This is a genomic window from Pseudomonas alkylphenolica (genome assembly GCF_016009175.1).
GTDB classification, from domain to species: domain Bacteria; phylum Pseudomonadota; class Gammaproteobacteria; order Pseudomonadales; family Pseudomonadaceae; genus Aquipseudomonas; species Aquipseudomonas alkylphenolica_B.
In genome coordinates, this window is record NZ_JADUCM010000011.1 from 50,527 (window position 1) to 76,942 (window position 26,416).

23 protein-coding genes are annotated in these 26,416 nt (G+C 62.1%); 12 read left to right on the forward strand and 11 right to left on the reverse strand.

The genetic code is table 11. The features are described from left to right. Nucleotides 1-36 precede the first annotated feature (36 nt). Nucleotides 37-2,214, reverse strand: a complete 2,178-nt coding sequence (locus tag I5S59_RS12160) for a malate synthase G (protein WP_197876844.1) — start codon at nt 2,212-2,214, stop codon at nt 37-39. A 432-nt stretch (nt 2,215-2,646) separates the two neighbouring features. On the opposite strand from I5S59_RS12160, the gene I5S59_RS12165 reads away from it, so the two are divergent. Continuing rightward, nucleotides 2,647-3,165, forward strand: coding sequence for a glycine cleavage system protein R (locus I5S59_RS12165; protein ID WP_197876845.1), 519 nt, complete (start codon nt 2,647-2,649; stop codon nt 3,163-3,165). A gap of 349 nt (nt 3,166-3,514) precedes the next feature. Here I5S59_RS12165 and rarD read toward each other — a convergent pair whose 3' ends face one another. The 5 genes from rarD to I5S59_RS12190 all read right to left on the reverse strand — a co-directional run bounded on the left by rarD (nt 3,515) and on the right by I5S59_RS12190 (nt 9,032). Further along, nucleotides 3,515-4,402, reverse strand: coding sequence for an EamA family transporter RarD (gene rarD / locus I5S59_RS12170; RefSeq protein ID WP_197876846.1), 888 nt, complete (start codon nt 4,400-4,402; stop codon nt 3,515-3,517). Nucleotides 4,403-4,465: 63 nt separating this feature from the next. Continuing rightward, nucleotides 4,466-5,440, reverse strand: coding sequence for a serine/threonine protein kinase (locus I5S59_RS12175; protein WP_128323379.1), 975 nt, complete (start codon nt 5,438-5,440; stop codon nt 4,466-4,468). Between the two features lie 65 nt (nt 5,441-5,505). Next, nucleotides 5,506-7,407, reverse strand: coding sequence for a PhoX family protein (locus I5S59_RS12180; RefSeq protein WP_197876847.1), 1,902 nt, complete (start codon nt 7,405-7,407; stop codon nt 5,506-5,508). Nucleotides 7,408-7,470: 63 nt separating this feature from the next. Continuing rightward, nucleotides 7,471-8,235, reverse strand: coding sequence for a TOBE domain-containing protein (locus tag I5S59_RS12185; protein ID WP_197876848.1), 765 nt, complete (start codon nt 8,233-8,235; stop codon nt 7,471-7,473). Nucleotides 8,236-8,294: 59 nt separating this feature from the next. Beyond that, entirely contained in the window at nt 8,295-9,032 is a 738-nt protein-coding gene (locus tag I5S59_RS12190) for a ComF family protein (protein WP_197876849.1), read from the reverse strand. A 90-nt stretch (nt 9,033-9,122) separates the two neighbouring features. On the opposite strand from I5S59_RS12190, the gene bioB reads away from it, so the two are divergent. The 9 genes from bioB to I5S59_RS12235 all read left to right on the forward strand — a co-directional run bounded on the left by bioB (nt 9,123) and on the right by I5S59_RS12235 (nt 19,406). After that, nucleotides 9,123-10,181 carry a biotin synthase BioB gene (bioB, locus tag I5S59_RS12195; RefSeq protein WP_197876850.1) on the forward strand — a complete coding sequence of 353 codons (1,059 nt, stop codon included), beginning with the start codon at nt 9,123-9,125 and terminating at the stop codon, nt 10,179-10,181. 7 nt (nt 10,182-10,188) lie between these two features. After that, nucleotides 10,189-11,361: an 8-amino-7-oxononanoate synthase gene (gene bioF / locus I5S59_RS12200; RefSeq protein ID WP_197876851.1), complete on the forward strand. Its 1,173-nt coding sequence runs from the start codon at nt 10,189-10,191 to the stop codon at nt 11,359-11,361. Next, a complete protein-coding gene (locus I5S59_RS12205) occupies nt 11,354-12,085 on the forward strand; it encodes an alpha/beta fold hydrolase (protein ID WP_197876852.1) in 732 nt (243 codons plus the stop codon). Before bioF ends, I5S59_RS12205 begins: the two co-directional genes overlap by 8 nt. Further along, the gene (gene bioC, locus I5S59_RS12210) at nt 12,078-12,902 is read left to right on the forward strand and encodes a malonyl-ACP O-methyltransferase BioC (RefSeq protein WP_197876853.1); all 825 of its coding nucleotides are present in this window, start codon (nt 12,078-12,080) and stop codon (nt 12,900-12,902) included. Before I5S59_RS12205 ends, bioC begins: the two co-directional genes overlap by 8 nt. A 1-nt stretch (nt 12,903) precedes the next feature. Beyond that, complete coding sequence (gene bioD / locus I5S59_RS12215; protein WP_197876854.1) at nt 12,904-13,584, forward strand: dethiobiotin synthase; 681 nt, start codon at nt 12,904-12,906, stop codon at nt 13,582-13,584. 114 nt (nt 13,585-13,698) lie between these two features. Then, nucleotides 13,699-13,995 (forward strand): pyrroloquinoline quinone biosynthesis protein PqqE, encoded by a 297-nt coding sequence (locus I5S59_RS12220; RefSeq protein WP_197876855.1) that lies wholly within the window; start codon nt 13,699-13,701, stop codon nt 13,993-13,995. A 267-nt stretch (nt 13,996-14,262) separates the two neighbouring features. Further along, nucleotides 14,263-16,068 carry an acyl-CoA dehydrogenase C-terminal domain-containing protein gene (locus tag I5S59_RS12225; protein WP_197876856.1) on the forward strand — a complete coding sequence of 602 codons (1,806 nt, stop codon included), beginning with the start codon at nt 14,263-14,265 and terminating at the stop codon, nt 16,066-16,068. A gap of 152 nt (nt 16,069-16,220) precedes the next feature. After that, nucleotides 16,221-17,504: a sensor domain-containing diguanylate cyclase gene (locus tag I5S59_RS12230; RefSeq protein WP_197876857.1), complete on the forward strand. Its 1,284-nt coding sequence runs from the start codon at nt 16,221-16,223 to the stop codon at nt 17,502-17,504. Between the two features lie 123 nt (nt 17,505-17,627). Then, nucleotides 17,628-19,406, forward strand: coding sequence for an acyl-CoA dehydrogenase C-terminal domain-containing protein (locus tag I5S59_RS12235; RefSeq protein WP_197876858.1), 1,779 nt, complete (start codon nt 17,628-17,630; stop codon nt 19,404-19,406). Nucleotides 19,407-19,645: 239 nt separating this feature from the next. Here the strand turns inward: I5S59_RS12235 and I5S59_RS12240 are convergent, their stop codons facing one another. Next, the gene (locus I5S59_RS12240; protein WP_128323392.1) at nt 19,646-20,569 is read right to left on the reverse strand and encodes a LysR family transcriptional regulator; all 924 of its coding nucleotides are present in this window, start codon (nt 20,567-20,569) and stop codon (nt 19,646-19,648) included. Between the two features lie 152 nt (nt 20,570-20,721). Here I5S59_RS12240 and I5S59_RS12245 point away from each other — a divergent pair, with 152 nt between their 5' ends. Together I5S59_RS12245 and I5S59_RS12250 are read left to right on the forward strand one after the other, a co-directional pair. Next, nucleotides 20,722-22,002, forward strand: coding sequence for an aspartate aminotransferase family protein (locus I5S59_RS12245; protein ID WP_197876859.1), 1,281 nt, complete (start codon nt 20,722-20,724; stop codon nt 22,000-22,002). Nucleotides 22,003-22,166: 164 nt separating this feature from the next. Further along, nucleotides 22,167-22,325 (forward strand): YqaE/Pmp3 family membrane protein, encoded by a 159-nt coding sequence (locus I5S59_RS12250; protein WP_003177654.1) that lies wholly within the window; start codon nt 22,167-22,169, stop codon nt 22,323-22,325. 120 nt (nt 22,326-22,445) lie between these two features. On the opposite strand, the gene I5S59_RS12255 is transcribed toward I5S59_RS12250, so the two are convergent. From I5S59_RS12255 to pqqC, 4 genes are read right to left on the reverse strand one after another with little or no spacing between them, the layout of a single operon-like run. After that, nucleotides 22,446-24,284, reverse strand: a complete 1,839-nt coding sequence (locus I5S59_RS12255) for a S9 family peptidase (protein ID WP_197876860.1) — start codon at nt 24,282-24,284, stop codon at nt 22,446-22,448. Then, on the reverse strand, nt 24,250-25,410 hold the full coding sequence (gene pqqE / locus I5S59_RS12260) for a pyrroloquinoline quinone biosynthesis protein PqqE (protein ID WP_197876861.1): 1,161 nt from the start codon (nt 25,408-25,410) through the stop codon (nt 24,250-24,252). The genes I5S59_RS12255 and pqqE overlap by 35 nt, the downstream gene beginning before the upstream one ends. After that, complete coding sequence (gene pqqD, locus I5S59_RS12265) at nt 25,382-25,657, reverse strand: pyrroloquinoline quinone biosynthesis peptide chaperone PqqD (RefSeq protein ID WP_197876862.1); 276 nt, start codon at nt 25,655-25,657, stop codon at nt 25,382-25,384. The genes pqqE and pqqD overlap by 29 nt, the downstream gene beginning before the upstream one ends. Next, on the reverse strand, nt 25,654-26,409 hold the full coding sequence (gene pqqC, locus I5S59_RS12270; protein WP_197876863.1) for a pyrroloquinoline-quinone synthase PqqC: 756 nt from the start codon (nt 26,407-26,409) through the stop codon (nt 25,654-25,656). Before pqqC ends, pqqD begins: the two co-directional genes overlap by 4 nt. Nucleotides 26,410-26,416: the final 7 nt, after the last annotated feature.

The window sequence follows — 26,416 nt, forward strand, 5'->3', positions numbered from 1 at the left end:
GCGACACCGCTTGGGCATCGCGATTGGGTAAGGGCATTACAGGCCGTTCTTGGCCTTGAACTCACGACGGCGACGATGCAGTACCGGCTCGGTGTAGCCGTTAGGCTGCTTGGTGCCTTCTACTACCAGTTCGACGGCTGCCTGGAAGGCGATGTTGCTGTCGAAGTCCGGTGCCATCGGGCGGTACAGCGGGTCGTTGGCGTTCTGCTTGTCCACCACCGGCGCCATGCGCTTGAGGCTTTCCAGCACCTGGGCTTCGGTGACGATGCCATGGCGCAGCCAGTTGGCCAGCAGCTGGGCGGAAATACGCAGGGTGGCGCGGTCTTCCATCAGGCCGACATCATTGATGTCCGGCACTTTCGAGCAACCTACGCCCTGGTCGATCCAGCGCACAACGTAGCCGAGGATGCCCTGGGCGTTGTTGTCCAGCTCGTTGCGTTTTTCTTCGTCCGACCAGTTGGTGTCGGTCGCCAGCGGGATGGTCAGGATGTCGTCCACCGAAGCCGGTGCACGCTTGGCCAGCTCTGCCTGACGGGCGAACACGTCAACCTTGTGGTAGTGCAGCGCATGCAGCGCAGCAGCGGTCGGCGACGGTACCCAGGCGGTGTTGGCGCCTGCCAGCGGGTGAGCGATCTTCTGCTCGAGCATGTCGGCCATCAGGTCCGGCATGGCCCACATGCCTTTACCGATCTGGGCGCGGCCTTGCAGACCGGTGGCCAGGCCGATATCGACGTTGGAGTTTTCGTACGCGCCGATCCACTTCTGGGTCTTCATGGCACCCTTGCGCACAACGGCGCCGGCTTCCATGGAGGTGTGGATTTCGTCACCGGTACGGTCGAGGAAGCCGGTGTTGATGAACACCACGCGCTCTTTGGCGGCTTCGATACAGGCTTTGAGGTTGACCGTGGTACGGCGCTCCTCGTCCATGATGCCGACCTTCAGCGTGTTGTGCTTCATGCCCAGCACGTCTTCGATGCGACCGAACAGTTCGTTGGTGAACGCTGCTTCTTCAGGGCCGTGCATTTTCGGTTTGACGATGTACACGGAACCGGTGCGGCTGTTCTTGCGGCTGGTGTTGCCGTTGATGTTGTGGATCGCCGCGAGGTTGGTGACCAGACCGTCGAGGATGCCCTCGGGCACTTCGTTGCCGTCCTTGTCGAGGATGGCGTCGATGGTCATCAGGTGACCGACGTTACGCACGAACAACAGGGAGCGGCCGTGCAGGGTGACGGTGCCACCGTTCGGTGCGCTGTATTCACGGTCCGGGTTCATGGTCCGGGTGAAAGTCTGGCCGCCTTTGCTGACGCTTTCCGACAGGTCGCCCTTCATCAGGCCGAGCCAGTTGCGGTAGATCACTACCTTGTCGTCGGCATCGACAGCGGCAACCGAGTCTTCGCAGTCCATGATGGTGGTCAGGGCGGCTTCCATCAGCACGTCCTTGACGCCTGCGGCGTCGGTCTGGCCGACCGGGGTGCTGGCATCGATCTGGATTTCGAAGTGCAGGCCGTTGTGCTTGAGCAAAATGGCGGTCGGTGCCGAGGCTTCACCGTGGAAGCCGATCAGTTGGGCATCGTCACGCAGGCCGGTGTTGCTGCCGCCTTTGAGGGCTACAACCAGCTTGCCGCCTTCGATGCGGTAGGCGGTGGAATCAACATGCGAGCCGGCTGCCAGCGGCGCGGATTCGTCAAGGAAGGCACGGGCGAAGGCAATGACCTTGTCACCGCGAACCTTGTTGTAGCCTTTGCCTTTTTCCGCGCCACCGGCTTCGCTGATGGCGTCAGTGCCGTACAGGGCATCGTACAGCGAGCCCCAACGGGCGTTGGAAGCGTTCAGGGCAAAGCGCGCATTCATCACTGGTACGACCAGTTGCGGGCCGGCCATGCGGGCGATTTCGTCGTCGACGTTTTGCGTCGAGGCCTGGAAGTCTGCAGCTTCTGGCAGCAGGTAACCGATTTCCTGGAGGAAGGCTTTGTAAGCCACGGCATCGTGAGCCTGGCCTTTGCGTGCTTGGTGCCAGGCATCGATCTGTGCCTGTAGCGCATCACGTTTGGCCAGCAGTGCTTTGTTCTTTGGAGCGAGGTCGTTGATGATCTTCTCTGCCCCCACCCAGAACTGCTCGGCGTTGACGCCGGTTCCGGGAATGGCTTCGTTGTTCACGAAGTCGAACAGGACTTTGGCGACCTGAAGGCCACCGACTTGAACGTGTTCAGTCATTGCTTGCCTCACTCTGCTCAGCTATTGCTCTTCTATTTAAGCCTGACGCGCTTCTCTAAACACGGCACCAGATCATGCCCTAAGGACGGCTGGGTGCAGCCAGCCAGACAGGCTGGCGAGCGTTTGCGTATTTTCACAGGCGCCTTGGCAGACATCGATTCGACGTTTTGTAGTCCGCGCTGCGGCATACTACATGATGCGCTGCGGTTGTGAAAATCAGACTAAATACGTCGTTCTGCGACCATTCGGCCACAGAGGGTCACGCTGGGAGACAGTATGTTCTCAAAAAAGTGGCAGATTGTTCCAGATAAATCTTGAAACAGTACACGATTTGTCTTCAAGCGCTGCTGCGGCAGGTTGCCGCGCCTTGCCTATACTTTCTGCGCGCCCTTTGATTTCAGGGGCCGAACCATAAAAGCAGAGGGTTAGCGCGTGGATCATCTCGTACTGACAGTAATCGCTCCCGACAAAGCCGGTCAGGTTGAACGTATTGCGCAATGCATTGCCGAGCACAACGGTAACTGGTTGGAGAGCCGGATGTCGCGCATGGCCGGACAGTTTGCCGGGATCCTCAAGGTAGCGGTGCCGGCAGAGTCCTACGAAGAGCTGGTCGGGGCCCTGAAAGCCCTGGAAAAACATGAGATTCGCGTGCTGATTGCTCAAAGCGGCATCGAGCCGTCGTGCACCTGGAAGCCGATCGCCATGGAGCTGGTGGGCAATGATCGTCCGGGTATCGTGCGAGACATCACGCGCTTGCTGGCGGATCAGGGCGTCAATGTCGAACGCCTGACTACCGAGGTGCGCCCGGCGCCCATGAGCAGCGAGCCGCTGTTTCATGCCGATGCGTTGCTGGCGATGCCTTTGACGCTTTCTCTGGATGTGCTTCAGACCAAGCTTGAAGCCCTGGCCGATGACCTGATGGTGGAGCTCAAGCTGCGCCCGGAGGATTGATTGAGATTGCAGGAGATTCTTGGCGACCGCTGCGCGCTCGATCGCAGGCTACGCCAGCTCCCACAAAATTTTCGGTACACCACGGACTTGTAGGAGCTGGCGACAGCCTGCGATTGAGCGCGCAGCGCTCACCTGGGGTTATCCCGGTTTCACGGGGATGGCCCTGTGGATAACCTGGGGGGATCGTTCGCCAGCCCAGTCACAGCGGGCCTTTGCGTCACTTGAGCAAAAAACCACCAATAATCAGTGGCTTGTGCACAAAGCACGGGGATGAGGGTGTGGATAACCTTGGGAGAGGTTGCTGCAGGCCACGGTTCGCGTGGCCTGCAGAGGTTTGTACGTTTTTTGATCAGCTGCGCTTGCGCAGGCTCAACCAGGCATCGACGCTGTAGAGCGCCAGACCCGCCCAGATAAACATGAAGGCAACCAGTGTGCTGCTCGACAGGTGTTCACCAAACAGCAGCACGGCCTGCAGCAGCACCAGGGTCGGCGCCAGGTACTGCAGAAAGCCCAGCGTGGTGTAGGGCAGGTGCCTTGCCGCGGCGTTGAAGCACACCAGCGGCACCAGCGTGACCGGTCCTGCGGCAATCAGCCAGAGTGCCTCGCTGCTGGTATAGAAATCCGGTTGGGCACTGGCCGCCAGCGGGTTGAGCAGCAGCCAGCCGATGGCCAACGGCACCAGCATCCAGGTTTCCACTACAAGCCCCGGCAAGGCGGCCACGGGGGCCTGTTTGCGGATCAGGCCGTAGAAGCCGAAGCTCAACGCCAGCACCAGCGACACCCACGGCAGGGTTCCCACCTGCCAGACCTGTTGCAGCACGCCCACCGTGGCCAGGCCTACCGCCAGCCATTGCAGGCGCCGCAGGCGCTCGCCAAGCAGCAACATGCCGAGCAGAACGTTGATCAGCGGGTTGATGTAGTAGCCGAGGCTGGCCTCAAGCATGCGCCCGTTGTTCACCGACCAGACGTAGGTCAGCCAGTTACCGGCGATCAGTGAGCCACTGAGCGCCAGCACCGCCAGGCGCTTCGGGTTCTCGCGCAACTCGCGCCACCAGCCGGGGTGTTTCCACACCAGCAGCAGCAACGAGCCGAACAAGGCCGACCACAACACCCGGTGGACGATGATTTCGACGGAAGGAACGCTTTGCAGCGCTTTGAAGTAGAGCGGGAATAAACCCCAGATGATGTAGGCGCTCAGGCCCAGTATGTACCCGCGGCGCGGGTTGGCGGCGTGCATGCAGATTCCTTGCTTAGGCAGCTATCTAAAAGCATCGCTATTGTAGACAGACTCGCGCCCGCTTCAGAACAATTTCAGCGGTTCTTCATCCAGCGCCGCCATCTGTTCGCGCAAGGCCAGTATCTGGTCGCCCCAATAGCGCTCCTGGCCGAACCAGGGGAAGCTGCGTGGAAAGGCCGGGTCGTCCCAGCGGCGTGCCAGCCACGCGCTGTAGTGCAACAGGCGCAGGGCGCGTAGGGGCTCGATCAGGGCCAGTTCACGCGGATCGAAATCGTGGAACTCGTTGTAGCCGTCCATCAGTTCAGCCAGCTGGCCCAGGCGTTCATGACGGTCGCCGGCAAGCATCATCCACAGGTCCTGAACCGCGGGGCCCATGCGGCAGTCGTCGAGGTCGACGATGTGGAAGATTTCATCGCGGCACATCATGTTGCCTGGGTGGCAGTCACCGTGCAGGCGGATGGTTTTGTGCCGGGTGTCGGCGTAAATGGCTTCTACCCGCTTGAGCAGATCACGGGCCACAGATTCGAACGCCGGCAGCAGGCTTTTCGGTACGAAATTGCCTTCAAGCAGCGTGGCCAGCGAAGCATGGCCGAAGTTATCCACTGCCAACGCTTCCCGGTGCTCGAAAGGGCGGGTAGCGCCGACCGCATGCAGGCGGCCGAGCAACTGACCAAGGCGATATAGCTGGTCCAGGTTGCCTGGTTCCGGAGCGCGGCCACCGCGACGGGGAAACAGGGTAAAACGAAAGCCGCTGTGTTCGAACAGGGTTTCGCCATTGTGGATAAGTGGCGCTACCACGGGCACTTCGCAGTCGGCCAGTTCGGCGGTGAAGCTGTGTTCTTCAAGAATTGCCGCATCAGTCCAGCGGTCAGGGCGGTAGAACTTGGCAATCAGCGGCTCAGCCCCTTCGATGCCTACCTGATAGACACGGTTCTCGTAGCTGTTGAGTGCCAGCACGCGGGCATCGCTGAGAAAGCCGATGCTCTCCACAGCGTCGAGGACCAGGTCGGGGGTGAGGGTTTCGAAGGGGTGCGACATGTCAGCTCCAGCTGTGCGGTTCCCTGCATGGTACCGCACATCGTCACACACCTGTGGACGCGGACTCAGGTGCCAACGATCCCGCCATCCTCCCGGCTGATCGCCATCACCGAAGAGCGCGGTTTGCCATTGGGCAGGTGCTCAGGGAAGGTCGAGCCGCCGGTTTCCCCAGGGTGCTGGATGCCTACGAACAAGGTGCGGTGGTCCGGTGCGAAGGCAATGCCGGTCACTTCGCAGGCTACTGGCCCGACCATGAAGCGACGGATCTCGCCGCTGGCCGGATCGGCGCAGAGCATCTGGTTGTTGCCCATGCCGGCGAAGTCGCCAGCATTGCTGTAGTCGCCGTCAGTGAGAATCCACAGGCGGCCGTCGGCATCGAAGCCCAATCCGTCCGGGCTGTTGAACATGTTCTGTGCGGTGACGTTGCTGGAGCCGCCCTTGGCATCGCCCGGGTGCGCCGACGGGTTGCCGGCAACCACGAACAAATCCCAGTCGAAGCTCATGGCGCCGTGGTCATCGGTGCTCTCGCGCCAGCGCAGAATCTGCCCGTAGAGGTTTTTCTCGCGCGGGTTGGGGCCGCCGACGGGCTGGCCCGGTTCGCCGCGTTTGACGTTGTTGGTCAGGGTGCAATAGACCTGGCCGTCTTTGGGGCTGACGACGATCCACTCGGGGCGGTCCATGCGTGTTGCCGCCACCTGGCTTGCCGCCAGGCGGGCATGGATCAGGACCTGGGCCTGGCTGGCAAAACCATTGGCGGCAATCAGGCCATTCTTGCCATGGGTGAGTTCCAGCCACTGGCCTTTGCCACGCGGGTGATCGGCGTGCTGATCGCCTTCGTCAAAACGCGCCACATACAACGTGCCGTGGTCGAGCAGGCTGCGGTTGGCGCTGGGGTTCTTGTGGTCGATGGGGTCGCGGCTGATGAACTTGTAGATGAACTCTCCGCGTTCATCATCGCCCATGTACACCACGGCACGGCCGTCGCGGGTTTCGCCGAGGGCGGCGTTTTCATGCTTGAAGCGGCCCAGGGCGGTGCGCTTGATTGGCGTCGAGTCCGGGTTGAACGGGTCGATCTCGACCACCCAGCCATGGCGGTTCAGTTCGTTGGGGTTCTTTGCCAGGTCGAACCGCGGGTCGTACGAGTGCCAGCCGATTTCCTTGCTGCTGACCGAGGCGCCGTAGCGCTTTTGCCCGGCATCAAATGCCTGGCTGGGGTCGCTGCTGCCAAAGCAGTCGGTGAAGTTTTCTTCGCAGGTCAGGTAGGTGCCCCAAGGCGTTTTGCCGTTGGCGCAGTTCTGGAATGTGCCCAGTACCTTGCGCCCGCTGTTGTCGGCCGCCGTCCTCAACAGGGCGTCGCCGGCTGCGGGGCCGCTTACACGGATCGGCGTGTTGCCATGGACGCGTCGGTTGTAGGGGGAGCCCTGGACGAACTGCCACTGGCCGTTGTTGCGCTTGACCTCAATGACCGAAACACCTTCGGCGGCCTGGGCCTTGTGCACCTCTTCAGCCGACGTCGGCTGGCCACCGTGGGCATACAGGTAGCGGTAGTTGGTGTATTCGTTGTTGATGGCCATCAACGCCCGGTTGTCATCATCCGGGAAGGGAAACAGGCTCATGCCATCGTTGTTGTCACCGAACTGCAGCTCCTGGGCCTGGGCGCTACCGTTGCCGGAGGCGTCGAACGCCGGCGCATTGTTGTGCAACGGCTGGCCCCAGCTGATCAGTACCGAGGCTTTGTAGCCCGGTGGCAGGCTGATGCTGTCGGCGGTTGCCGCAGGGATGCTGGTGAAGCCCAGCAGGCTGCTGTTGGCGGCACTGACACCAGCGGCCATGACGCTGCGGCTGAGCAGGTTGCCACCGAGAAACAGCGCGGCGCCGCACAGGGCACCCGCTCCGATAAAGCGACGGCGACTCAGGTTGACGAGGTGTTCCAGGTCGGTTTGCTGGTGTTCTTCTAATAGGTGCATGACAGGCTTCCTGCGGTTTTGCCAGTCACCTTAGTCAGCGTCCATGACGGTTTTGTGTCCGTTTTATAAAGGCGTTCCGATAAGTACGTAGGACGGCTGGAATTGAACGCGTAGGGCACTTCCCGCAATCACGCCTTGGGCACTGAGCCAGGCAGGCTCTGCGAAGGTGCACAGGGTTTGCCCGTTGCTCAGGGTCAGGCGCACTTCGGTGGGGCCGAGCGGCTCGTCGAGCAGCGCTTCGACCTTGGCCTGCAGGCAATTGAAGCCTTCATGCGGTAGCTCCTGCGGGCCGAGCAAGGTCACCCACCCGGCCTTGATCAGGGCCACCACCGTTGTGCCCGGGGTAAGCTCCAGGCGCTGGGTACTGTCGCGGGTGATCAGGGCATCGATGCTGAGGTCGCCGGACAGTGCCAGGCGAATACGGTCGTAATGCCCTTCAGGCTGTATCGCGCTGACTTCACCGTGCAACTGGTTGCGGGCACTGGTACGCAGCATCAGGCGACCGAGCAGGTCGAGATCACTGGCGTCTTCGGCAGCTTCCAGAATCTGTGCCTGCAGCGCTTGCAGGCGCTGATACAGACGCAGTACGCGTTGGCCTTCCGGCGACAGCTTGGCGCCGCCGCCACCACGACCGCCGACACTGCGCTCCACCAGCGGGCTGGCCGCCAGGTTGTTGAGTTCGTCAATCGCATCCCAGGCCGCCTTGTAGCTCATGCCGGCGCTTTTCGCGGCACGGGTAATCGAGCCTTGTTCGGCAATGTGCTGCAGCAGTGCAATGCGCTGGGGGCGGCGGACAATGTGTTGGGTGAGCAGGGCTGGCAAGGACATGTGCGGGCACGGGCTTGAGAAAGTATCTGCGACGAAAGGGCCCGCACCCCGGCGCCAAGTCAAGCGCTGCCGGGCTTGGCGGTACGCGCCAGGCAGTAGACGTCAACCCGTCGGGCCCCGGCCTCGAGCAGCTGGCTGGCCAGGGCCTGGGCGGTGGCGCCGGTAGTCAGCACGTCATCGACCAGCGCGACATGGCGCCCTTGCAGTGGGGCGCTATCGGCCACGCAGAACGCTTGGCGCAGGTTGCGTTTGCGCGCTTTGGCGCTGAGCCCCTGTTGTGCGGGCGTGTCGAGCACACGCTGGATGACCTGGTCGTTGCAGGCGATGCCGATCTGCGCGGCGAGCCACTCGGCGAGCATGGCCGCCTGGTTGTAACCGCGCTGACGCAAGCGTCGGCGGCTCAGGGGCACAGGCAGGAGCAGCGTCGGCCGGGGCAAGCCGTCGGCGTAGCGGTGGCTGAGCCAGCGCCCGAGCAAGGTAGCCAGCAAACGCCCGAGCGGCCAGTGGCTGTTGTACTTGAACCGGCTGATCAGCGCGTCCAGCGGAAAGCCGTATTGCCAGGGTGCTTCGACGCAGTAGAAGGCAGGTGAGCGACGACGGCACGGCGCACAGGTCAGGCCCTGCATCGGCAACGGCAGGGCACAGACCTGACAGCCGTCCTGCAGCCACGGCAGTTCGGTTTCGCAGGGCACGCACAGCGGATAAGGCTGTTCGGTTTTCTCATCACAGAGCAAACATGCATGGTCATTATTTAGCCAGTTGTAAACCATGCTTTTGAGTGGTGGTTGACAGCGCATCGGGCTTCCTTAACTATGCGAGCTATCCGTGATGCGCTGGCGGGCATTCCTGTCCCGGCGCCAGACAAAGCCTAAAACAAGGAACCGCCGATGAGCGCCAGCACAACTGCAACAACACGTCACGACTGGACCCTGGCCGAGGTCAAGGCACTGTTCCAGCAACCGTTCAATGACTTGCTGTTCCAGGCGCAAACCGTGCACCGCGCGCATTTCGACGCCAACCGCGTTCAGGTCTCGACCCTGCTGTCGATCAAAACCGGCGCCTGCCCGGAAGATTGCAAATATTGTCCGCAGTCCGGTCACTACAACACCGGCCTGGAAAAGCAGAAGCTGATGGAAGTACAGAAGGTCCTCGAAGAAGCGGCGCGGGCCAAGGCGATCGGTTCGACGCGTTTCTGCATGGGCGCTGCCTGGAAGCATCCTTCGGCCAAAGACATGCCTTACGTGCTGCAGATGGTCAAAGGGGTCAAGGCCATGGGCCTGGAAACCTGCATGACCCTGGGCAAGCTGGACCAGGAACAGACCATGGCCCTGGCCGATGCCGGGCTGGATTACTACAACCACAACCTCGACACCTCGCCGGAGTTCTACGGCAGCATCATCACCACCCGCACTTACAGCGAGCGCCTGCAGACCCTGGCCTACGTCCGCGATGCCGGGATGAAGATCTGCTCGGGCGGCATCCTGGGCATGGGCGAGTCGCTGGACGACCGCGCCGGTCTGCTGATTCAGCTGGCCAACCTGCCGGAGCACCCGGAGTCGGTGCCGATCAACATGCTGGTGAAAGTTGCCGGTACACCGCTGGAAAACGCCGAGGAAGTCGACCCGTTCGATTTCATCCGCATGCTCGCGGTCGCCCGGATCCTCATGCCCAAATCCCACGTGCGGTTGTCCGCCGGTCGTGAGGCGATGAACGAGCAGATGCAGGCCCTGGCGTTCTTTGCCGGTGCCAACTCGATTTTCTACGGCGAGAAGTTGCTGACCACCGCAAACCCGCAGGCCGACAAAGACATGCAGCTGTTCGCCCGCCTAGGCATTCAGCCAGAAGCGCGTGAAGAGCACGCCGACGAAGTTCACCAGGCGGCCATCGAGCAGGCACTGGTGGAACAGAAGAGCAGCGAGCTGTTCTATAACGCCGCCTCGGCCTGAGGCGGCCATGGCCTTTGATCTTCGTGCGCGGCTGGAACAACGCCGCGCCGCTGACCTGTACCGTCAGCGCCCGCTGCTGCAAACCCCGCAAGGCCCACAAGTGGTGGTCGATGGCCAGCCGTTGCTGGCCTTCTGCAGCAATGATTACCTGGGCCTGGCCAATCACCCCGAAGTGATTGCCGCCTGGCGCGCCGGTGCCGAGCGCTGGGGGGTTGGCGGTGGCGCTTCGCACCTGGTGATTGGCCACAGCACGCCTCATCACGAGGTGGAAGAAGCCCTGGCCGAGCTGACCGGGCGGCCGCGTGCGTTGCTGTTCACGACCGGCTACATGGCCAACCTGGGCGCCTTGACGGCGCTGGTCGGGCAGGGCGATACGGTGCTGCAGGACCGTCTCAACCACGCCTCGTTGCTCGACGCCGGGTTGCTCAGTGGCGCGCGCTTCAACCGCTATCTGCACAATGATGCGAACAGCCTCGCCAGTCGCCTGGAGAAGGCCGTGGGCAACACCTTGGTGGTCACCGACGGGGTGTTCAGCATGGATGGCGATATTGCCGACCTGCCGGCCCTGGCCGCCACGGCCAAGTCCCGCGATGCCTGGCTGATGGTCGATGACGCGCATGGCTTTGGCACGCTGGGGCACAACGGTGGCGGGATTGTCGAGCATTTCGGTTTGAGCACCGAGCAGGTGCCGGTACTGATCGGCACGCTGGGCAAGGCGTGCGGCACCGCCGGGGCCTTTGTCGCCGGCAGTGAAGAACTGATCGAGTGCCTGATCCAGTTCGCTCGCCCCTACATCTATACCACCAGTCAGCCACCTGCCCTGGCCTGTGCCACGTTGCGCAGCCTGCAGCTGTTGCGCCACGAGCACTGGCGGCGTGAGCCCCTGGCGGCGCTGATCCAGCAGTTTCGCCCCGGTGCCGAGCAGATCGGCCTGCAGTTGATGGACAGTTTCACCGCGATCCAGCCGATCCTGATTGGGGACAGCGCGCGCGCCCTGCGCTTGTCGCAGATGCTGCGCGAGCGCGGCTTGCTGGTGACCGCGATTCGCCCACCGACGGTACCGGCAGGCAGTGCCCGCCTGCGCGTCACCCTGAGTGCGGCACCCAGTGCCGCGCAGGTGCAGCTATTGTTGGAAGCATTGGCCGATTGTTATCCGCTACTGGAGCCCGCTGATGCGTAACCGACTTGTACTGTTGCCGGGCTGGGGCCTGGGGCGTTCGGCGTTGCAGCCACTGGTGGCGGCGCTGCGCGCCATCGACCCCGGCTTGCAGGTCGAGATCCACGACCTGCCCGGGCTGGCGTCGCATGATCCGCAAGACTGGCTTGACACGCTCGACCGGCAATTGCCGCGTAACGCCTGGCTTGGTGGCTGGTCACTGGGCGGCATGCTCGCGGCCGAACTGGCTGCCCGTCGTGGCGACGACTGCTGTGGGTTGATCACGCTGGGCAGCAACCTCAGTTTCGTCAACCGCCCGGACTGGCCTCACGGTATGCCGGCGGACACTTTTCAGACCTTCCTCGAAGGCTGCCGCTATCACACCCAGGTCACCCTCAAGCGCTTCATTTCGCTGTGCAGCCAGGGCGCTGAAGAGTCGCGCAGTCTGGCCCGCCTGCTGGGTGCGGCGATGCCCGAGCCTGCCCCCGAGCAACTGGTGGCCGGGCTCGAAGTACTCGGCAAGCTCGATACCCGGGCGGCCCTGCAAGCCTATGACGGGCCGCAACTGCACCTGTTTGCCGGCCGTGACGGGCTGGTACCGGCGGAAGTCGCCGGGGTGTTGCTGGAAGAATTGCCCGACGTGGAGGTCGGGCTGCTGGAAGACAGTGCTCATGGTTTTGTGATGGAGACACCTCATGAGTTGGCGGCTGCCATAAAGGCCTTTGTACATGAGAGTGGCGATGACTGATCTTTCTCAACCGGTTTTGCCCGGCACCTTGCCCGACAAGCGTCAGGTCGCGGCCTCGTTTTCGCGTGCTGCCGCCAGTTACGACAGTGTTGCCGAACTGCAGCGCGCAGTGGGCAACGCCTTGCTCGAGCAACTGCCAGCCAGTGTCGCACCGCAACGCTGGCTGGACCTGGGCAGTGGCACCGGCCATTTCAGCCGTGCCTTGCGCCAGCGGTTTCCGCAGGCTGGCGGAATTGCCGTGGACATTGCCGAAGGCATGCTCCAGCACGCACGCGAACAAGGTGGTGCGCACTACCATGTGGCGGGTGATGCCGAGCGATTGCCGCTGCAGGACACCAGCGTCGAGCTGGTCTTTACCAGCCTGGCGGTGCAATGGTGTGGCGATTTTCGCGCCGTGCTCGATGAGGCGCAGCGCGTCCTGCAACCTGGCGGGGTGCTGGCCTTTGCCAGCCTGTGTGCCGGTACTTTGCACGAGTTGCGCGAGAGCTGGCAGGCGGTCGATGGCCTGGTCCATGTCAATCGCTTTCGCCGCCTTGAGGATTATCAGCGCCTGTGCAGTGAAAGTGATTTGCAGGTGCTGACCCTGGAAGCACGCCCGCATGTGCTGTACTACCCCGATGTACGCAGCCTGACCCACGAACTCAAGGCCCTGGGGGCGCATAATCTCAATCCGGGGCGCCCGGCCGGGCTGACCGGAAGGGTGCGGATGCAGGGACTGTTGCAGGCCTATGAGCAGTTTCGACAGGCGCAGGGGCTGCCGGCGACCTATCAAGTGGTCTACGGTGTACTGCACAAACCGTTGGTAGAAGGGGAGTGAAATGAGTCCGGCCTATTTCATCGCAGGCACTGACACGGATGTCGGCAAGACCACCGTCGCCGCCGGCCTGTTGCACGCGGCGCAGTTGGCGGGTTTGACCACGCTGGGGGCCAAGCCTGTGGCCTCCGGTTGTGTGGTGACGGCCAAAGGGCTGCGCAACGACGATGCCCTGGCGCTGATGGCGCAAAGTACGCTCACCTTGCCTTACGAGCAGGTCAACCCCTTTGCCTTTGAGCCCGCCATTGCCCCGCATCTGGCGGCACGTGAGGCGGGTGTGGCGCTCAGTGTGCCGGGGCTGTTGGCGCCGATGCGCGATATTCTCGCCCAGGGCGCGGACTTTACCCTGATAGAAGGCGCGGGCGGCTGGCGCGTACCGTTGTCGGACCAGGCGAACCTCTCGGACCTGGCCATTGCCCTGAAACTGCCGGTGATCCTGGTAGTGGGGGTGCGTCTTGGCTGCATCAGCCATGCATTGCTCAGTGCCGAGGCAATCGCCCGCGACGGCCTGCAACTGGCGGGATGGGTAGCCAACATCGTCGACCCGCGCACGTCGCGCCTGGAAGAGAACCTTGCCACGCTTGCCGAGCGCTTGCCGGCGCCGTGTCTTGGGCGTGTGCCGAAACTCAAGCAGGCATCGGCCGAGCGCGTTGCGGAGTACCTGCAACTGGACTTGCTGGACTAGCGACTAGCCTGACTCTATTACATGGCTAGATGCCATTAGTGATTTCAACGGGCCTTTTATCCACAGGTCTGCTTCAATAGGGGCTGTTCGCCTTCAGCGGCATGGAGTTTCGACATGGAAATCTCGGGCAACTCAGCGTATTACGCAGGGCTTGGCGCGATAACGGCCGGGCAGAACCGCGTCGATCAGGCTGCCAGCCAGATCGCCAACAGCACCGTTGAACGTGCTGCCACCAGCCAGTCCAGCGACTACCAGGCAGAGCGCCTGCGTTCGGTCGATCGCAGCCAGCAAATGGACCTGCCCACCAGCACGGTAGAAATGGCCCTCGGTAAGCATCAGGTCGAATTAGGCGTCAAAGTGGCCAAAGCATCGGACGAAATGCTCGGTACCCTGATCGACACCTACGCCTGACCCTTCTTGCGCGCCTGCCGCGCGTCTTCAACTAATCTTTGAGTATCAGCGCCTTGGCCTTGCTGGCAGGCGCTCGCCTGCGCGTTCGTGACGGTTTTTGCCGGAATAACTGCGCAGTCTTGCATGGCCGAACTGCCCTCTGGTTGATGCTTGACAAGTTTTCGGCGTAAACGTATGTTTCAAACAAGTGTTTGATCGAGCGCCTACAACAACCGGTCGTCGATCGTGGTTTCTCTCTCCAGGATTCATCAGCAGAGGTTCATCGCTATGCCTGAATACAAAGCCCCCTTGCGTGATATTCGCTTCGTTCGTGACGAGCTGCTGGGTTACGAAGCGCATTATCAGAGCCTGCCGGCTTGCCAGGACGCCACTCCAGACATGGTTAACGCCATCCTCGAAGAGGGCGCCAAGTTTTGTGAACAGGTACTGGCTCCGCTGAACCGTGTGGGCGACCTGGAAGGCTGCACCTGGAGCGAGTCGGGCGTGAAAACCCCAACGGGCTTCAAAGAGGCTTACAACCAGTTCGTAGAAGGCGGCTGGCCGAGCCTGGCCCATGACGTCGAGCATGGCGGTCAGGGCCTGCCGGAGTCGCTGGGCCTGGCGATCAGCGAAATGGTCGGCGAATCGAACTGGTCGTGGGGCATGTACCCTGGCCTGTCGCATGGCGCAATGAACACCATCTCCGAGCACGGCACTGCCGAGCAGCAGGAGACCTACCTGACCAAGCTGGTTTCCGGCGAGTGGACCGGCACCATGTGCCTGACCGAACCTCACTGCGGTACCGACCTGGGCATGCTGCGCACCAAGGCCGAGCCTCAGGCCGATGGCTCCTACAAAGTGACCGGTACCAAGATCTTCATCTCGGCCGGTGAACACGACATGGCCGGCAACATCGTCCACATCGTGCTGGCTCGCCTGCCCGATGCACCGGCAGGTACCAAAGGTATTTCGCTGTTCATCGTGCCGAAGTTCCTGCCGACCGCCGAAGGCACTGTCGGTGAGCGCAACGCTGTGTCCTGTGGTTCCATCGAACACAAGATGGGCATCCACGGCAACGCCACCTGCGTGATGAACTTCGACGCGGCTACCGGCTACCTGATCGGCCCGGCCAACAAAGGCCTGAACTGCATGTTCACCTTCATGAACACGGCTCGCCTGGGTACCGCGCTGCAAGGCCTGGCCCACGCCGAAGTGGCGTTCCAGGGTGGCCTGAAATACGCTCGCGACCGCCTGCAAATGCGCTCGCTGACCGGCCCGAAAGCACCAGACAAAGCTGCCGACCCGATCATCGTTCACCCTGATGTACGTCGCATGCTGCTGACCATGAAAGCCTTCGCCGAAGGTAACCGTGCGATGGTGTACTTCACTGCCAAGCAGGTCGACATCGTCAAGTACAGCCAGGACGAAGAAGAGAAGAAGAAAGCCGATGCACTGCTGGCGTTCATGACTCCGATCGCCAAGGCATTCATGACCGAAGTCGGCTTCGAAGCGGCCAACCACGGCGTACAGATCTATGGCGGCCACGGCTTCATCGCCGAGTGGGGCATGGAGCAGAACGTTCGCGACAGCCGTATCTCCATGCTGTACGAAGGCACCACCGGTATCCAGGCGCTGGACCTGCTCGGCCGTAAAGTGCTGATGACCCAGGGCGAAGCACTCAAGGGCTTCACCAAGATCGTGCACAAGTTCTGCCAGGGCAACGAAGGCAACGAAGCGATCAGCGAGTTCGTCGCACCGCTGGCCCAGTTGAACAAAGAGTGGGGCGAGCTGACCATGAAGGTCGGTATGGCCGCGATGAAAGACCGCGAAGAAGTCGGTGCCGCTTCGGTGGACTACCTGATGTACTCCGGTTACGCCTGCCTGGCTTACTTCTGGGCCGACATGGCACGCCTGGCTGCCGAGAAACTGGCTGCCGGTACCAGCGAAGAGGCGTTCTACACCGCCAAGCTGCAGACCGCGCGCTTCTACTTCCAGCGCATCCTGCCGCGTACCCGTACCCACGTTGCAACCATGCTGTCGGGCGCCAACAACCTGATGGACATGAACGAAGAGCACTTCGGTCTTTCCTACTGATTGATCGCAGCGACTGAAAAACGCCCGCCCTGACCGGCGGGCGTTTTTTTTTTGCATCCATTTCTTCCGACCGCGCATTCATCTATTCATGTGCGTTGCCGATACATTAGGGGCACAATGCCATTATTGATCTGCCGGGTCGGAGATTACCCTTGTTTCGTTTATCTGCTGTACGCCTGAGCCATTTTTTGCCATCAGCCTGTTTGCTGGTGTCAGGGCTTGCGGCTGCCTATGTAAGAGACCTCAGCGTCTTCTTCACGTCGCTGTTCAACGTCTTGCCTACCTTGGTGCTGTTGCTGGGCGGCGCCTACTGCGCGGTCTATCGCCGTCAGCGCGAACTGTTTCTGATGGTCACGGTGTACATCGCCTACTTTCTGCTCGACACCCAGACCGATTTCTACCGTGACAATGGCCGGGTCCGCGAGGATGCGGCGGTGGTCTTCCATCTGGTCTGCCTGTTGTTGCCGCTGATGTTCGCCCTGTATGGGGCCTGGCAGGAGCGCACTCACCTGTTTCAGGACATGGTTGCGCGCTTTGCCGTGTTGCTGGCTGTCGGCAGTGTCGCCCTGGGCCTGGAGCAAAGCTTCCCGCAGGCGCTGCTGGCCTGGCTGGCGGAGATTCGCTGGCCTTCGCTGCATGGCCAGTGGATGAGCCTGATCCAGCTGGCGTACCCGGTGTTCATCGTGGCTTTCATCGTGCTCGTGGTGCAGTACCTGCGCGAGCCGCGGCCGTTGCATGCCGCACAGGTCATTGGCCTGATCGGGATTTTCTGGATGCTGCCCAAGACCTTCATCTTGCCTTTCACCCTGAACATCATGTGCAGTCAGGTGATGCTGATGATTGCCGCAGCGGTATCCCACGAGGCTTATCAGATGGCCTTCCGAGACGAGCTCACCGGCCTGCCGGGACGCCGCGCGCTCAACGAGCGCATGCAACGTCTGGGGCGTAACTATGTGCTGGCCATGACCGACGTTGACCACTTCAAGAAATTCAACGACACCCATGGCCACGATGTCGGTGACCAGGTACTGCGCCTGGTGGCCAGCAAGCTGTCCAAGGTGACCGGTGGTGGTCGGGCCTATCGCTACGGCGGGGAAGAGTTTGCCTTGGTGTTTGCCGGCAAGAGCATCGAAGAGTGCATGCCCCACCTGGAAGCGGTGCGCGAAGTGATCGCCAACTACAACATCCAGCTGCGCAACCAGGACAACCGCCCGCAGGACGATCAGCAAGGTCGCCAGCGGCGAGGCGCCTCGGCGGCTTCCAGTGTTTCGGTAACGATCAGTATCGGCGTCAGCGAGCGTCTGGTTGATCACCGTTCACCCGACGAAGTGCTCAAGTCTGCGGATCAGGCGCTCTATAGTGCCAAGGGCGCAGGGCGCAACTGTGTCATGGCCTATGGTGTTCAAGCCAAGCGCGGCGCTGTGCGCATGGCGTGACTTAAGATGACTAACCGGTCACCAGATGACCCTATGTCTCGCAAAAGTTGTTCGGTTACACTGCCTGCATAACAGTGAAACGGCCCCGTGGGGCCGCCCCCGACTCAAGTGTGAGAGGTTGCCATGGCTGACTATAAAGCGCCCCTGCGCGATATGCGCTTCGTCCTCAATGAAGTCTTCGAAGTTGCCAAGCTCTGGGCGCAATTGCCTGGTCTTGCCGACGCTGTCGATGAAGAGACCGCCCTGGCGGTGCTGGAGGAGGCCGGTAAGGTCACTGGCAAAAGCATCGCCCCGCTAAGCCGCAGCGGCGATGAAGAAGGCTGCCACTGGGACAACGGCGACGTGCGCACCCCGGCCGGCTTTATCGACGCCTACAAAACCTACGCCGAAGGTGGCTGGGTGGGTGTGGGCGGTGACCCGGCCTACGGCGGCATGGGCATGCCCAAGGTGATCTCGGCCCAGGTCGAGGAAATGGTCAACTCCTCAAGCCTTGCGTTTGGCCTGTACCCGATGCTGACCGCCGGCGCTTGCCTGTCGATCAACGCCCACGCCAGCGACGAACTCAAGGAAAAGTACCTGCCGAACATGTATGCCGGTGTCTGGGCAGGCTCGATGTGCCTGACCGAGCCGCACGCAGGGACCGACCTTGGCATCATTCGCACCAAGTCCGAGCCGCAGGCCGACGGCAGCTATAAAGTCAGTGGCACGAAGATCTTCATCACCGGCGGTGAGCACGACCTGACCGAAAACATCATTCACCTGGTGCTGGCCAAGCTGCCGGACGCACCCGCGGGGCCAAAGGGCATTTCCCTGTTCCTGGTACCCAAGTTCATGGTCAATGCCGATGGCAGCCTGGGTGCACGCAACCCGGTCAACTGCGGTTCGATCGAGCACAAAATGGGTATCCAGGCATCGGCCACCTGTGTGATGAACTTCGACGAAGCGGTGGGTTACATTGTCGGCGAGCCCAACAAAGGCCTGGCAGCAATGTTCACCATGATGAACTACGAGCGCCTGGGCGTTGGTATCCAGGGCCTGGCGTCGGCAGAGCGGTCTTACCAGAACGCCATCGAGTACGCCCGTGACCGTCTGCAGAGCCGCGCGCCAACCGGTCCGCAAGCCAAGGACAAGGTCGCCGACCCGATCATCGTTCACCCGGATGTGCGTCGCATGCTGCTGACCATGAAGGCGTTGAACGAAGGCGGGCGCGCGTTCTCCACCTACGTCGCCATGCAGCTGGACACTGCCAAGTTCAGTGAAGATGCCACCACGCGCAAACGCGCCGAAGACCTGGTTGCCTTGCTGACCCCGGTATCCAAGGCCTTCCTCACCGACCTCGGTCTGGAATCGGCAGTGCATGGCCAGCAAGTGTTTGGCGGCCATGGCTACATTCGTGAGTGGGGCCAGGAGCAGCTGGTGCGTGATGTGCGCATCACCCAGATTTACGAAGGCACCAACGGCATCCAGGCGCTGGACCTGATGGGGCGCAAGGTAGTGGGCAGTGGCGGCGCACTGTACAAGTTGTTTGCCGACGAGATTCGCCATTTCACCGCCACCGCCGGTGACGAGCTGGGCGAGTTCGTCAAACCGCTGAACGCGGCGCTGGACAACCTCGACGACCTGTCGGCCTGGGTTCTGGACCGGGCCAAGACCAACCCGAACGAAATCGGCGCGGCGTCGGTGGAGTACCTGCAGGTATTCGGCTACACCGCCTATGCTTACATGTGGGCATTGATGGCTCGCACGGCGCTGGCCAAGCAGGGTGAAGACGATTTCTACGCCAGCAAGCTGGGCACCGCTCGCTTCTACTTCGCCCGCCTGCTGCCGCGAATCCATTCGCTCAGCGCCTCGGTGAAAGCGGGTAGCGAGTCGCTGTACCTGCTGGATGCGGCTCAGTTCTGACAGAAATCACGTCGTGTAAGCATTCTCTTACATGACGTGGTGACTTTTCGCCTCTATCGAAAGATTGGATCCACAGCTAATCTTCTCACATGGACGTAGCGCAGGAAGCGCGAAGTACAGAACAGGGACACGAAGGATTCCTGCCAGGATGGTGGGTCGATACGGATATCAGGGAAACAGTCTGCAAAGCCCCGCCTCGGCGGGGTTTTCTTTTGCCTGCAGAAAAGTGCCAGGCAACCTCAGCCCAGCACATCCAGCGGCGACACCCCGATCTGCCGGGGGTCGGCTTCTTCTTCGAGCAACGTGCGCAGCAGCTCGACCGAGGCTTGCTGACGTTGGGCGTCACGGAATACCAGGCCTATCTTCAGCGGCACCCGCGGCTCGCTGAGCGGCTTCCACAACAGTTCCTGGTCATCCTCGACCACTTCCTTGGCGCGCCCGGGCAGCACTGTGGCCAACGAGGTGTGGCCGAGACTGTCGAGAATACCGGCCATGTTGTTCATCTCTGCCTGTACCTGCGGTCGACGCCCGAGGTTGGCCAGCTGCGTCTGCCAGATCTGGCGTACCTGGAATTCTTCGCCGAGTAGCAGCATGGGCAATTCCGCCGCCTGCTTGAGGGAAACCTTCTTGAATTCCCGCAATGGGTGCGTGTTGGGGATTACAAGCTGCAGTTCGTCTTCGTACAGCATCAGGCCATGCAAGCCAGGCTGGCGGGGCGGCAGGTAGCTGATGCCGATGTCCAGGCTGCCGTTGAGCAGGCGGCGTTCGATTTCCAACCCCGACAGCTCATAGATCTGCACCACCAGGTGTGGTTGGGCCTTGCGCACGCGATCGAGCAGTTGCGGCACCAGGCTCGGGCGTACGGTCTGCAGCACGCCGATCGCCAGGGTTCGCAGTGACTGGCCCTTGAAGTTGCGCAGCGCCTCGCGGGCGCGCTGCAGGCCGTCGAGCAAGGGCAGGGCGTGGTTGTACAGGGTATGCGCGGCAAGGGTCGGCAACAGGCGCTTGTTGCCCCGTTCGAACAGGCTCACATCGAGGCTGTGTTCCAGCTGGCGGATCTGTTGCGACAGTGCCGGTTGCGACAACGACAGGCGCTCGGCGGCCCGGCCGACATGGCCTTCTTCGTAGACCGCGACGAAATAACGCAGTTGGCGAAAATCCATAAGCAATACTTATCAAAAAAGCTCGAAAAACCAAATGGCCGTAGGCCCGCAATACCCCTAGTCTATCCCGTATTCGCAAGGTTTACAGAGCCATAAGGCGCGATGAATTCCGTATCCCCGGGTGGCGTTTACATAGGCAAGAGTTTGTATACATGAACTTGTTCAATCTGCGTCGCCCAACGCCGGCTCAACCTGAGCGTAAAGTCGTGCCTGTGGCTATCCCGGCTAGCGAAGGCTTGTCCCGTGACTGCCTGATGCCTGCCACAGAGCGGGCCCCCCAGGTGTTCGTGCGTGGCCAGGGATCCTGGCTGTGGGACAGTGAAGGCCACGCTTATCTGGACTTCACCCAGGGCTGTGCGGTCAACAGCCTCGGGCACAGCCCCAGCGTGCTGGTCAAAGCCTTGGGCAGCCAGGCCCAGGCGCTGATCAACCCGGGCGCGGGTTTTCATAACCGTGGCTTGCTGAACCTGGTCAACCTGCTGTGCAAAAGCACCGGCAGCGACCAGGCCTACCTGCTCAACAGCGGTGCCGAGGCCTGCGAAGGTGCAATCAAACTGGCGCGTAAGTGGGGGCAACTGCATCGCAACGGCGCCTATCACATCATCACTGCCAGCCAGAGTTGCCATGGGCGTAGCCTGGGTGCTTTGTCGGCGTCCGATCCGTCAGCCTGCAACCGCTGCGAGCCGGGCCTGCCGGGCTTCAGCAAAGTGCCGTTCAACGACCTCGAAGCACTGCACGCGGCGGTGGATTCGCGCACGGTAGCGATCATGCTCGAGCCCATTCAGGGTGAGGCAGGCGTGATTCCCGCGACAGCGGCCTACCTCAAAGGCGTGGAGCGCCTGTGCCGCGAGCTGGGCATCCTGCTGATTTTCGATGAGGTACAGACGGGCGTAGGCCGCTGTGGGGCCATGCTGGCGGAGCAGACTTACGGAGTGCGTGCCGACATCATTACCTTGGGCAAAGGCCTGGGCGGCGGTGTGCCGCTGGCCGCCTTGCTCGCCCGTGGCAGTGCCTGTTGCGCCGAAGCCGGTGAGCTTGAAGGCAGTCACCATGGCAATGCGCTGATGAGCGCCGCGGGTTTGGCGGTGCTGGAAACCGTGCTGGAGCCGGGCTTTTTCGAGCACGTGCAGGATTCCGGGCGGCACTTGCGCGATGGCCTGAGTCGCCTGGCCGGCCGCTATGGCCAGCCTGAAGTGCGCGGCCAGGGCTTGCTCTGGGCGTTGCAACTGAGCGAAGACAATGCTGCCGAGCTGGTTGCGGCGGCGCTTCAGGAAGGCTTGCTGCTCAACGCGCCGCAAGCGGATGTCCTGCGCCTGTCGCCGGCCTTGACGGTGAGCAAGGGCAACATCGATGAAATGCTGCTGCGTCTGGCCCGGGCCTTTGCCCGTGTGCATGCCGCGCAGCAACACCAACGGCGTGAAGCCACGGCCTGACCGGCCCCGAATTTACGAATCAAACGAACCGTCTCGCGTTCCTGCGCATCGCCCTGGGCCTGTAGTTTTTGGCTCGGGGCGTTTTTTTGTCCGGGCTTTGACGGTTGAACCCCGGGGCTGCACTACAGTCTGTTCTAGTACACCTTTGAACGGAGCTGCCCTACATGGATTTCATTCGGATCATCATCGCCATTCTCCTGCCGCCGCTTGGCGTGTTCTTGCAGGTTGGCTTCGGCGGCGCCTTCTGGCTCAACATCCTGCTGACGTTACTGGGGTACATTCCAGGCATCGTGCACGCGGTGTACATCATCGCCAAGCGGTGAATTTCCACCGCCTGTAGGCGCCAGGCTTGCCGGCGAACCAGGCACCGCGATGCCTCTGGTTCACCGCGTCATCGTTTTTCGCGGGCAAGCCACGCGCCTACAGGGTATCGGGTGCATCAGTCAGCGGCCTTTCAGCACCTGGCGATAAAACTTGCATTCCTCTTCCAGCGCATGAGCCAGGTTGGCCGCCGTGCGAAAACCGTGGCGCTCTGAAGGGTAGAAATGCCCTTGTGCCTGGATGCCATTGGCCTTGAGCGCGGCAAGCATCGAGCGGGTCTGCTCGGGCACCACCACGGCATCCAGCTCGCCCTGGAAGAAGATCACCGGCACTTTGATGTTCTCGGCATGCAGTAACGGTGTGCGTTGCTGGTAGCGCTCAACGTCTTCAAGTGGGTCGCCGATCAGCCAGTCGAGGTAATCGCCTTCGAACTTGTGTGTGGCCCGCGCCAGTGCTTGCGGGTCACTGACGCCATAGAGACTGGCGCCCGCGCGAAAGACATTGTGAAAGGCCAGGGCGCACAGCGTGGTGTAGCCACCGGCGCTGCCACCGCGAATGAAGGCGCGGGTCGGGTCGATCAGCTGGCGTGCAGCCAGGTGCTCGACCACTTGGCAGGCATCTTCAACATCGATCTCACCCCAGCGCAGATGCAGGGCCTGGCGGTAGGCCCGGCCATAGCCACTGCTGCCCCGGTAGTTGAGGTCGGCTACGGCAAAGCCGCGCTGGGTCCAGTACTGGATGCGCGGATCCAGTGCGGGGTAGCACGCTGATGTCGGCCCGCCATGGATAAACACAATCAGGGGCGGCTGTGGCTCTGAGCCAATGGCCGGATAAAAGAATCCATGGGCGATGCCGCCGCCACTGGGGTAGTGCAACGATTGCGGGCGACTGATGCGCTCTGCGGGCAAGGGTGATACGCCACCGGCGAGGACCTGTACCCGGTGGTCGTTACGGTCGATGGCGATGACGGCCGGCGGTTGGGTAGCCGAGGCGGCAATGGCGTAGTAATGGTCCTGATCGAGGTCCAGGCAGCGCAGGCGGCTGTAATCGAGAGCGACCAAGTGCGTCGAGCCCTCGGCATCACAGTGGCCCAAGCGGCTGAAACCGTCTTCAAACCAGGTCGCCAGGTAGTGATGCTCGCCCAGTGGCAGCCAAGTGCAGGCGCCCAGCTGCCAGGGCGCTGCAGCGTGGTCGGCATCTGCTGCGGGAAGTGCACTCCAGCCTTGCGCGGTTTCACCCCAGGGTTGCCAGAAGCCATTCCGGTCAGACAGGCAGTACAAGCGTCCACGTCCATCGAAGCGCGGCTGTTGCAGCGATTGCGCGGGATCCTCGCCACCCGCGATGCAGCGTGGCATTCCCCAGCTACCGTCCTCCAGGCGTTCGCGACAACACAGGCGGGTGGCCGTCCACGGCTGCTCCGGACGACTCCACTCGATCCAGGCGAGGCGACTGCCATCGGCGCTGAGTGTTGGCGCGGCATAAAAATCAGCGCCTTCGGCCAGTACCTGGCGTTGATGCGCGGCCACCATTACCAGACGGTGTTCAACCTGTTCGGCGGCGTGGGTTTCTTCCACGGCCAGTACCTGGCCTGCTGCCCAGCGCAGATCGCCGTAGCGGCGCTCGCCCTCGGTAAGTGCCTGCGGTGCACCGCCATTCAAGTCCTGGCTATAGAGCTGCTGGTCGGCCTCGTTGACGAACACCAGGCCGTCTTCGCTCAGGCAAAAGCTGCCCCCGCCGTATTCGTAAACCCGGCTGCGCACGCTGAAGCCATCGGGCGTCAGGCAATGCGCCTGACGGTTACGCCAATGCCAGATCCGGCAGGCGCCATCACTGGGCCGGAACTCATTCCAGAACAAGCCGTGCGGACCTACCCGCAACTCGGCGAAGTCGGTACCGGCGGCGACCGCCTGCTCGGCGCTAAAGCGTTCAGCCACGGGCGATGACACGGGAGTTTCGTTCATTGCGGAAGGTCATCTGGTCGATGTTCGAGTGGGCATGCTCGGCTTCTTCGCGGGCCTTGAGGATGATGCCGTGGTCCGCCGATTTGGCGCACACCGGGTCGGCCTTGCTGGCGTCGCCGGTGAGCATGAAGGCCTGGCAGCGACAGCCACCGAAGTCCTTTTCTTTTTCGTCGCAGGAGCGGCACGGCTCGGGCATCCAGTCGTAACCGCGAAAGCGGTTGAAGCCGAACGAGTCATACCAGATGTGCTGCATGCTGTGCTCGCGCACGTTGGGGAACTGCACCGGCAACTGGCGCGCACCGTGGCAAGGCAGTGCGGTACCGTCTGGGGTCACGGTGAGGAACACGCTGCCCCAGCCGTTCATGCAGGCCTTGGGGCGCTCTTCGTAGTAGTCCGGGGTGACGAAGATCAATTTGCACGGATTACCGGCGGCCTTGAGCCGCTCGCGGTATTCGTTGGTGATGCGCTCGGCGCGTTCCAGTTGCTCACGGGTTGGCAACAGGCCGATCCGGTTGAGGTGGGCCCAGCCGTAGAACTGACAGGTGGCCAGCTCGACGAAGTCGGCCTCGAGGGCAATACACAGCTCGATGATGCGGTCGATCTTGTCGATGTTGTGCCGGTGGGTGACGAAGTTCAGCACCATCGGGTAGCCGTGTGCCTTGACCGCCTTGGCCATTTCAAGCTTCTGCGCGAAGGCTTTCTTCGAGCCGGCCAGCAGGTTGTTCACCTGTTCGTCACTGGCCTGGAAGCTGATCTGGATATGGTCGAGGCCGGCCTGTTTGAACGCGGCGATCTTTTGCTCGGTGAGGCCGATGCCGGAGGTGATCAGGTTGGTGTAGTAACCCAGGCGCCGCCCTTCACCGATCAGTTCGGCAAGGTCCTGGCGCACCAGTGGTTCGCCCCCGGAAAAGCCCAGCTGCGCCGCGCCCATCTCCCGCGCCTCGGCCATGACCTTGAACCACTGCTCGGTCGTCAGTTCCTGGCCCTGGGCAGCGAAGTCCAGCGGATTGGAGCAGTACGGGCATTGCAGCGGGCAGCGGTAGGTCAGCTCGGCGAGCAGCCACAGCGGCAGGCCGACTTCGGGTTTTGCCGGCAGCTCAGGCAAGGACGATCCAGTGTTCGGCACGGGCGACCTCCATGAATTGCTCGATGTCGTCACCGAGCTCGGGTACACCGGGGAACTGCTTGTCCAGCTCGGCAATGATCGCCGCCACATCACGCTGGCCGTCGATCAGCCCGCCGATCAGCGCCGCGCTTTCATTGAGCTTGATCATGCCCTCGGGGTAGAGCAGGACATGCCCCTTTTGCGCCGGCTCGTACTGGAAGCGATAACCGGGTCGCCATTTCGGAGTGAGTGCGCGATCAAGACTCATAGGGCGATTCCTTTGTGCCAGACCCGTTCACGGGTGACACTGTGATAAGGCGGACGGTTCAATTCATACGCCATGCTCATGGCATCGAGCATGCTCCAGAGAATGTCCAGCTTGAACTGCAGGATCTCCAGCATGCGCTGCTGGCCCTCTACTGTAGTGTAGTGCTGCAGGGTGATTGCCAGCCCGTGCTCGACATCGCGGCGAGCCTGGCCCAGGCGCGTGCGGAAGTATTCATAGCCGGCGGGGTCGATCCACGGGTAGTGCTGCGGCCAGCTGTCCAGGCGCGACTGGTGGATCTGCGGGGCGAACAGTTCGGTCAAGGAACTGCTGGCGGCTTCCTGCCAGCTGGCGCGGCGGGCGAAGTTGACGTAGGCATCCACGGCAAAGCGTACGCCGGGTAGCACCAGCTCCTGCGAGCGCAGTTGCTCGGGGTCCAGGCCCACCGCCTGGCCCAGGCGCAGCCAGGCCTCGATGCCGCCGTCTTCACCGGGCGCGCCGTCGTGGTCGAGCAGGCGCTGGATCCATTCGCGGCGAATTTCGCGGTCCGGGCAGTTGGCCAGGATCGCGGCGTCCTTGAGCGGAATGTTCACCTGATAGTAGAACCGGTTGGCCACCCAGCCCTGGATCTGCTCGCGGGTTGCCCGGCCTTCATACATCGCCACGTGGTACGGGTGATGGATGTGGTAGTAGGCACCCTTGGCGCGCAGGGCCTGTTCGAATTCAGCGGGGGACAGCGCTTTGGCGTCGCTCATGTAGGCT

What these genes read in the sequence shown, in the direction of transcription:
- I5S59_RS12160 (WP_197876844.1), bottom strand. Translation starts at nt 2,214, where the DNA reads ATGACTGAACACGTTCAAGTCGGTGGCCTTCAGGTCGCCAAAGTCCTG.
- rarD (WP_197876846.1), bottom strand. Translation starts at nt 4,402, where the DNA reads ATGCACGCCGCCAACCCGCGCCGCGGGTACATACTGGGCCTGAGCGCC.
- I5S59_RS12175 (WP_128323379.1), bottom strand. Translation starts at nt 5,440, where the DNA reads ATGTCGCACCCCTTCGAAACCCTCACCCCCGACCTGGTCCTCGACGCT.
- I5S59_RS12180 (WP_197876847.1), bottom strand. Translation starts at nt 7,407, where the DNA reads ATGCACCTATTAGAAGAACACCAGCAAACCGACCTGGAACACCTCGTC.
- I5S59_RS12185 (WP_197876848.1), bottom strand. Translation starts at nt 8,235, where the DNA reads ATGTCCTTGCCAGCCCTGCTCACCCAACACATTGTCCGCCGCCCCCAG.
- I5S59_RS12190 (WP_197876849.1), bottom strand. Translation starts at nt 9,032, where the DNA reads ATGCGCTGTCAACCACCACTCAAAAGCATGGTTTACAACTGGCTAAAT.
- bioB (WP_197876850.1), top strand. Translation starts at nt 9,123, where the DNA reads ATGAGCGCCAGCACAACTGCAACAACACGTCACGACTGGACCCTGGCC.
- bioF (WP_197876851.1), top strand. Translation starts at nt 10,189, where the DNA reads ATGGCCTTTGATCTTCGTGCGCGGCTGGAACAACGCCGCGCCGCTGAC.
- I5S59_RS12205 (WP_197876852.1), top strand. Translation starts at nt 11,354, where the DNA reads ATGCGTAACCGACTTGTACTGTTGCCGGGCTGGGGCCTGGGGCGTTCG.
- bioC (WP_197876853.1), top strand. Translation starts at nt 12,078, where the DNA reads ATGACTGATCTTTCTCAACCGGTTTTGCCCGGCACCTTGCCCGACAAG.
- bioD (WP_197876854.1), top strand. Translation starts at nt 12,904, where the DNA reads ATGAGTCCGGCCTATTTCATCGCAGGCACTGACACGGATGTCGGCAAG.
- I5S59_RS12220 (WP_197876855.1), top strand. Translation starts at nt 13,699, where the DNA reads ATGGAAATCTCGGGCAACTCAGCGTATTACGCAGGGCTTGGCGCGATA.
- I5S59_RS12225 (WP_197876856.1), top strand. Translation starts at nt 14,263, where the DNA reads ATGCCTGAATACAAAGCCCCCTTGCGTGATATTCGCTTCGTTCGTGAC.
- I5S59_RS12235 (WP_197876858.1), top strand. Translation starts at nt 17,628, where the DNA reads ATGGCTGACTATAAAGCGCCCCTGCGCGATATGCGCTTCGTCCTCAAT.
- I5S59_RS12240 (WP_128323392.1), bottom strand. Translation starts at nt 20,569, where the DNA reads ATGGATTTTCGCCAACTGCGTTATTTCGTCGCGGTCTACGAAGAAGGC.
- I5S59_RS12245 (WP_197876859.1), top strand. Translation starts at nt 20,722, where the DNA reads ATGAACTTGTTCAATCTGCGTCGCCCAACGCCGGCTCAACCTGAGCGT.
- I5S59_RS12250 (WP_003177654.1), top strand. Translation starts at nt 22,167, where the DNA reads ATGGATTTCATTCGGATCATCATCGCCATTCTCCTGCCGCCGCTTGGC.
- I5S59_RS12255 (WP_197876860.1), bottom strand. Translation starts at nt 24,284, where the DNA reads ATGAACGAAACTCCCGTGTCATCGCCCGTGGCTGAACGCTTTAGCGCC.
- pqqD (WP_197876862.1), bottom strand. Translation starts at nt 25,657, where the DNA reads ATGAGTCTTGATCGCGCACTCACTCCGAAATGGCGACCCGGTTATCGC.
- pqqC (WP_197876863.1), bottom strand. Translation starts at nt 26,409, where the DNA reads ATGAGCGACGCCAAAGCGCTGTCCCCCGCTGAATTCGAACAGGCCCTG.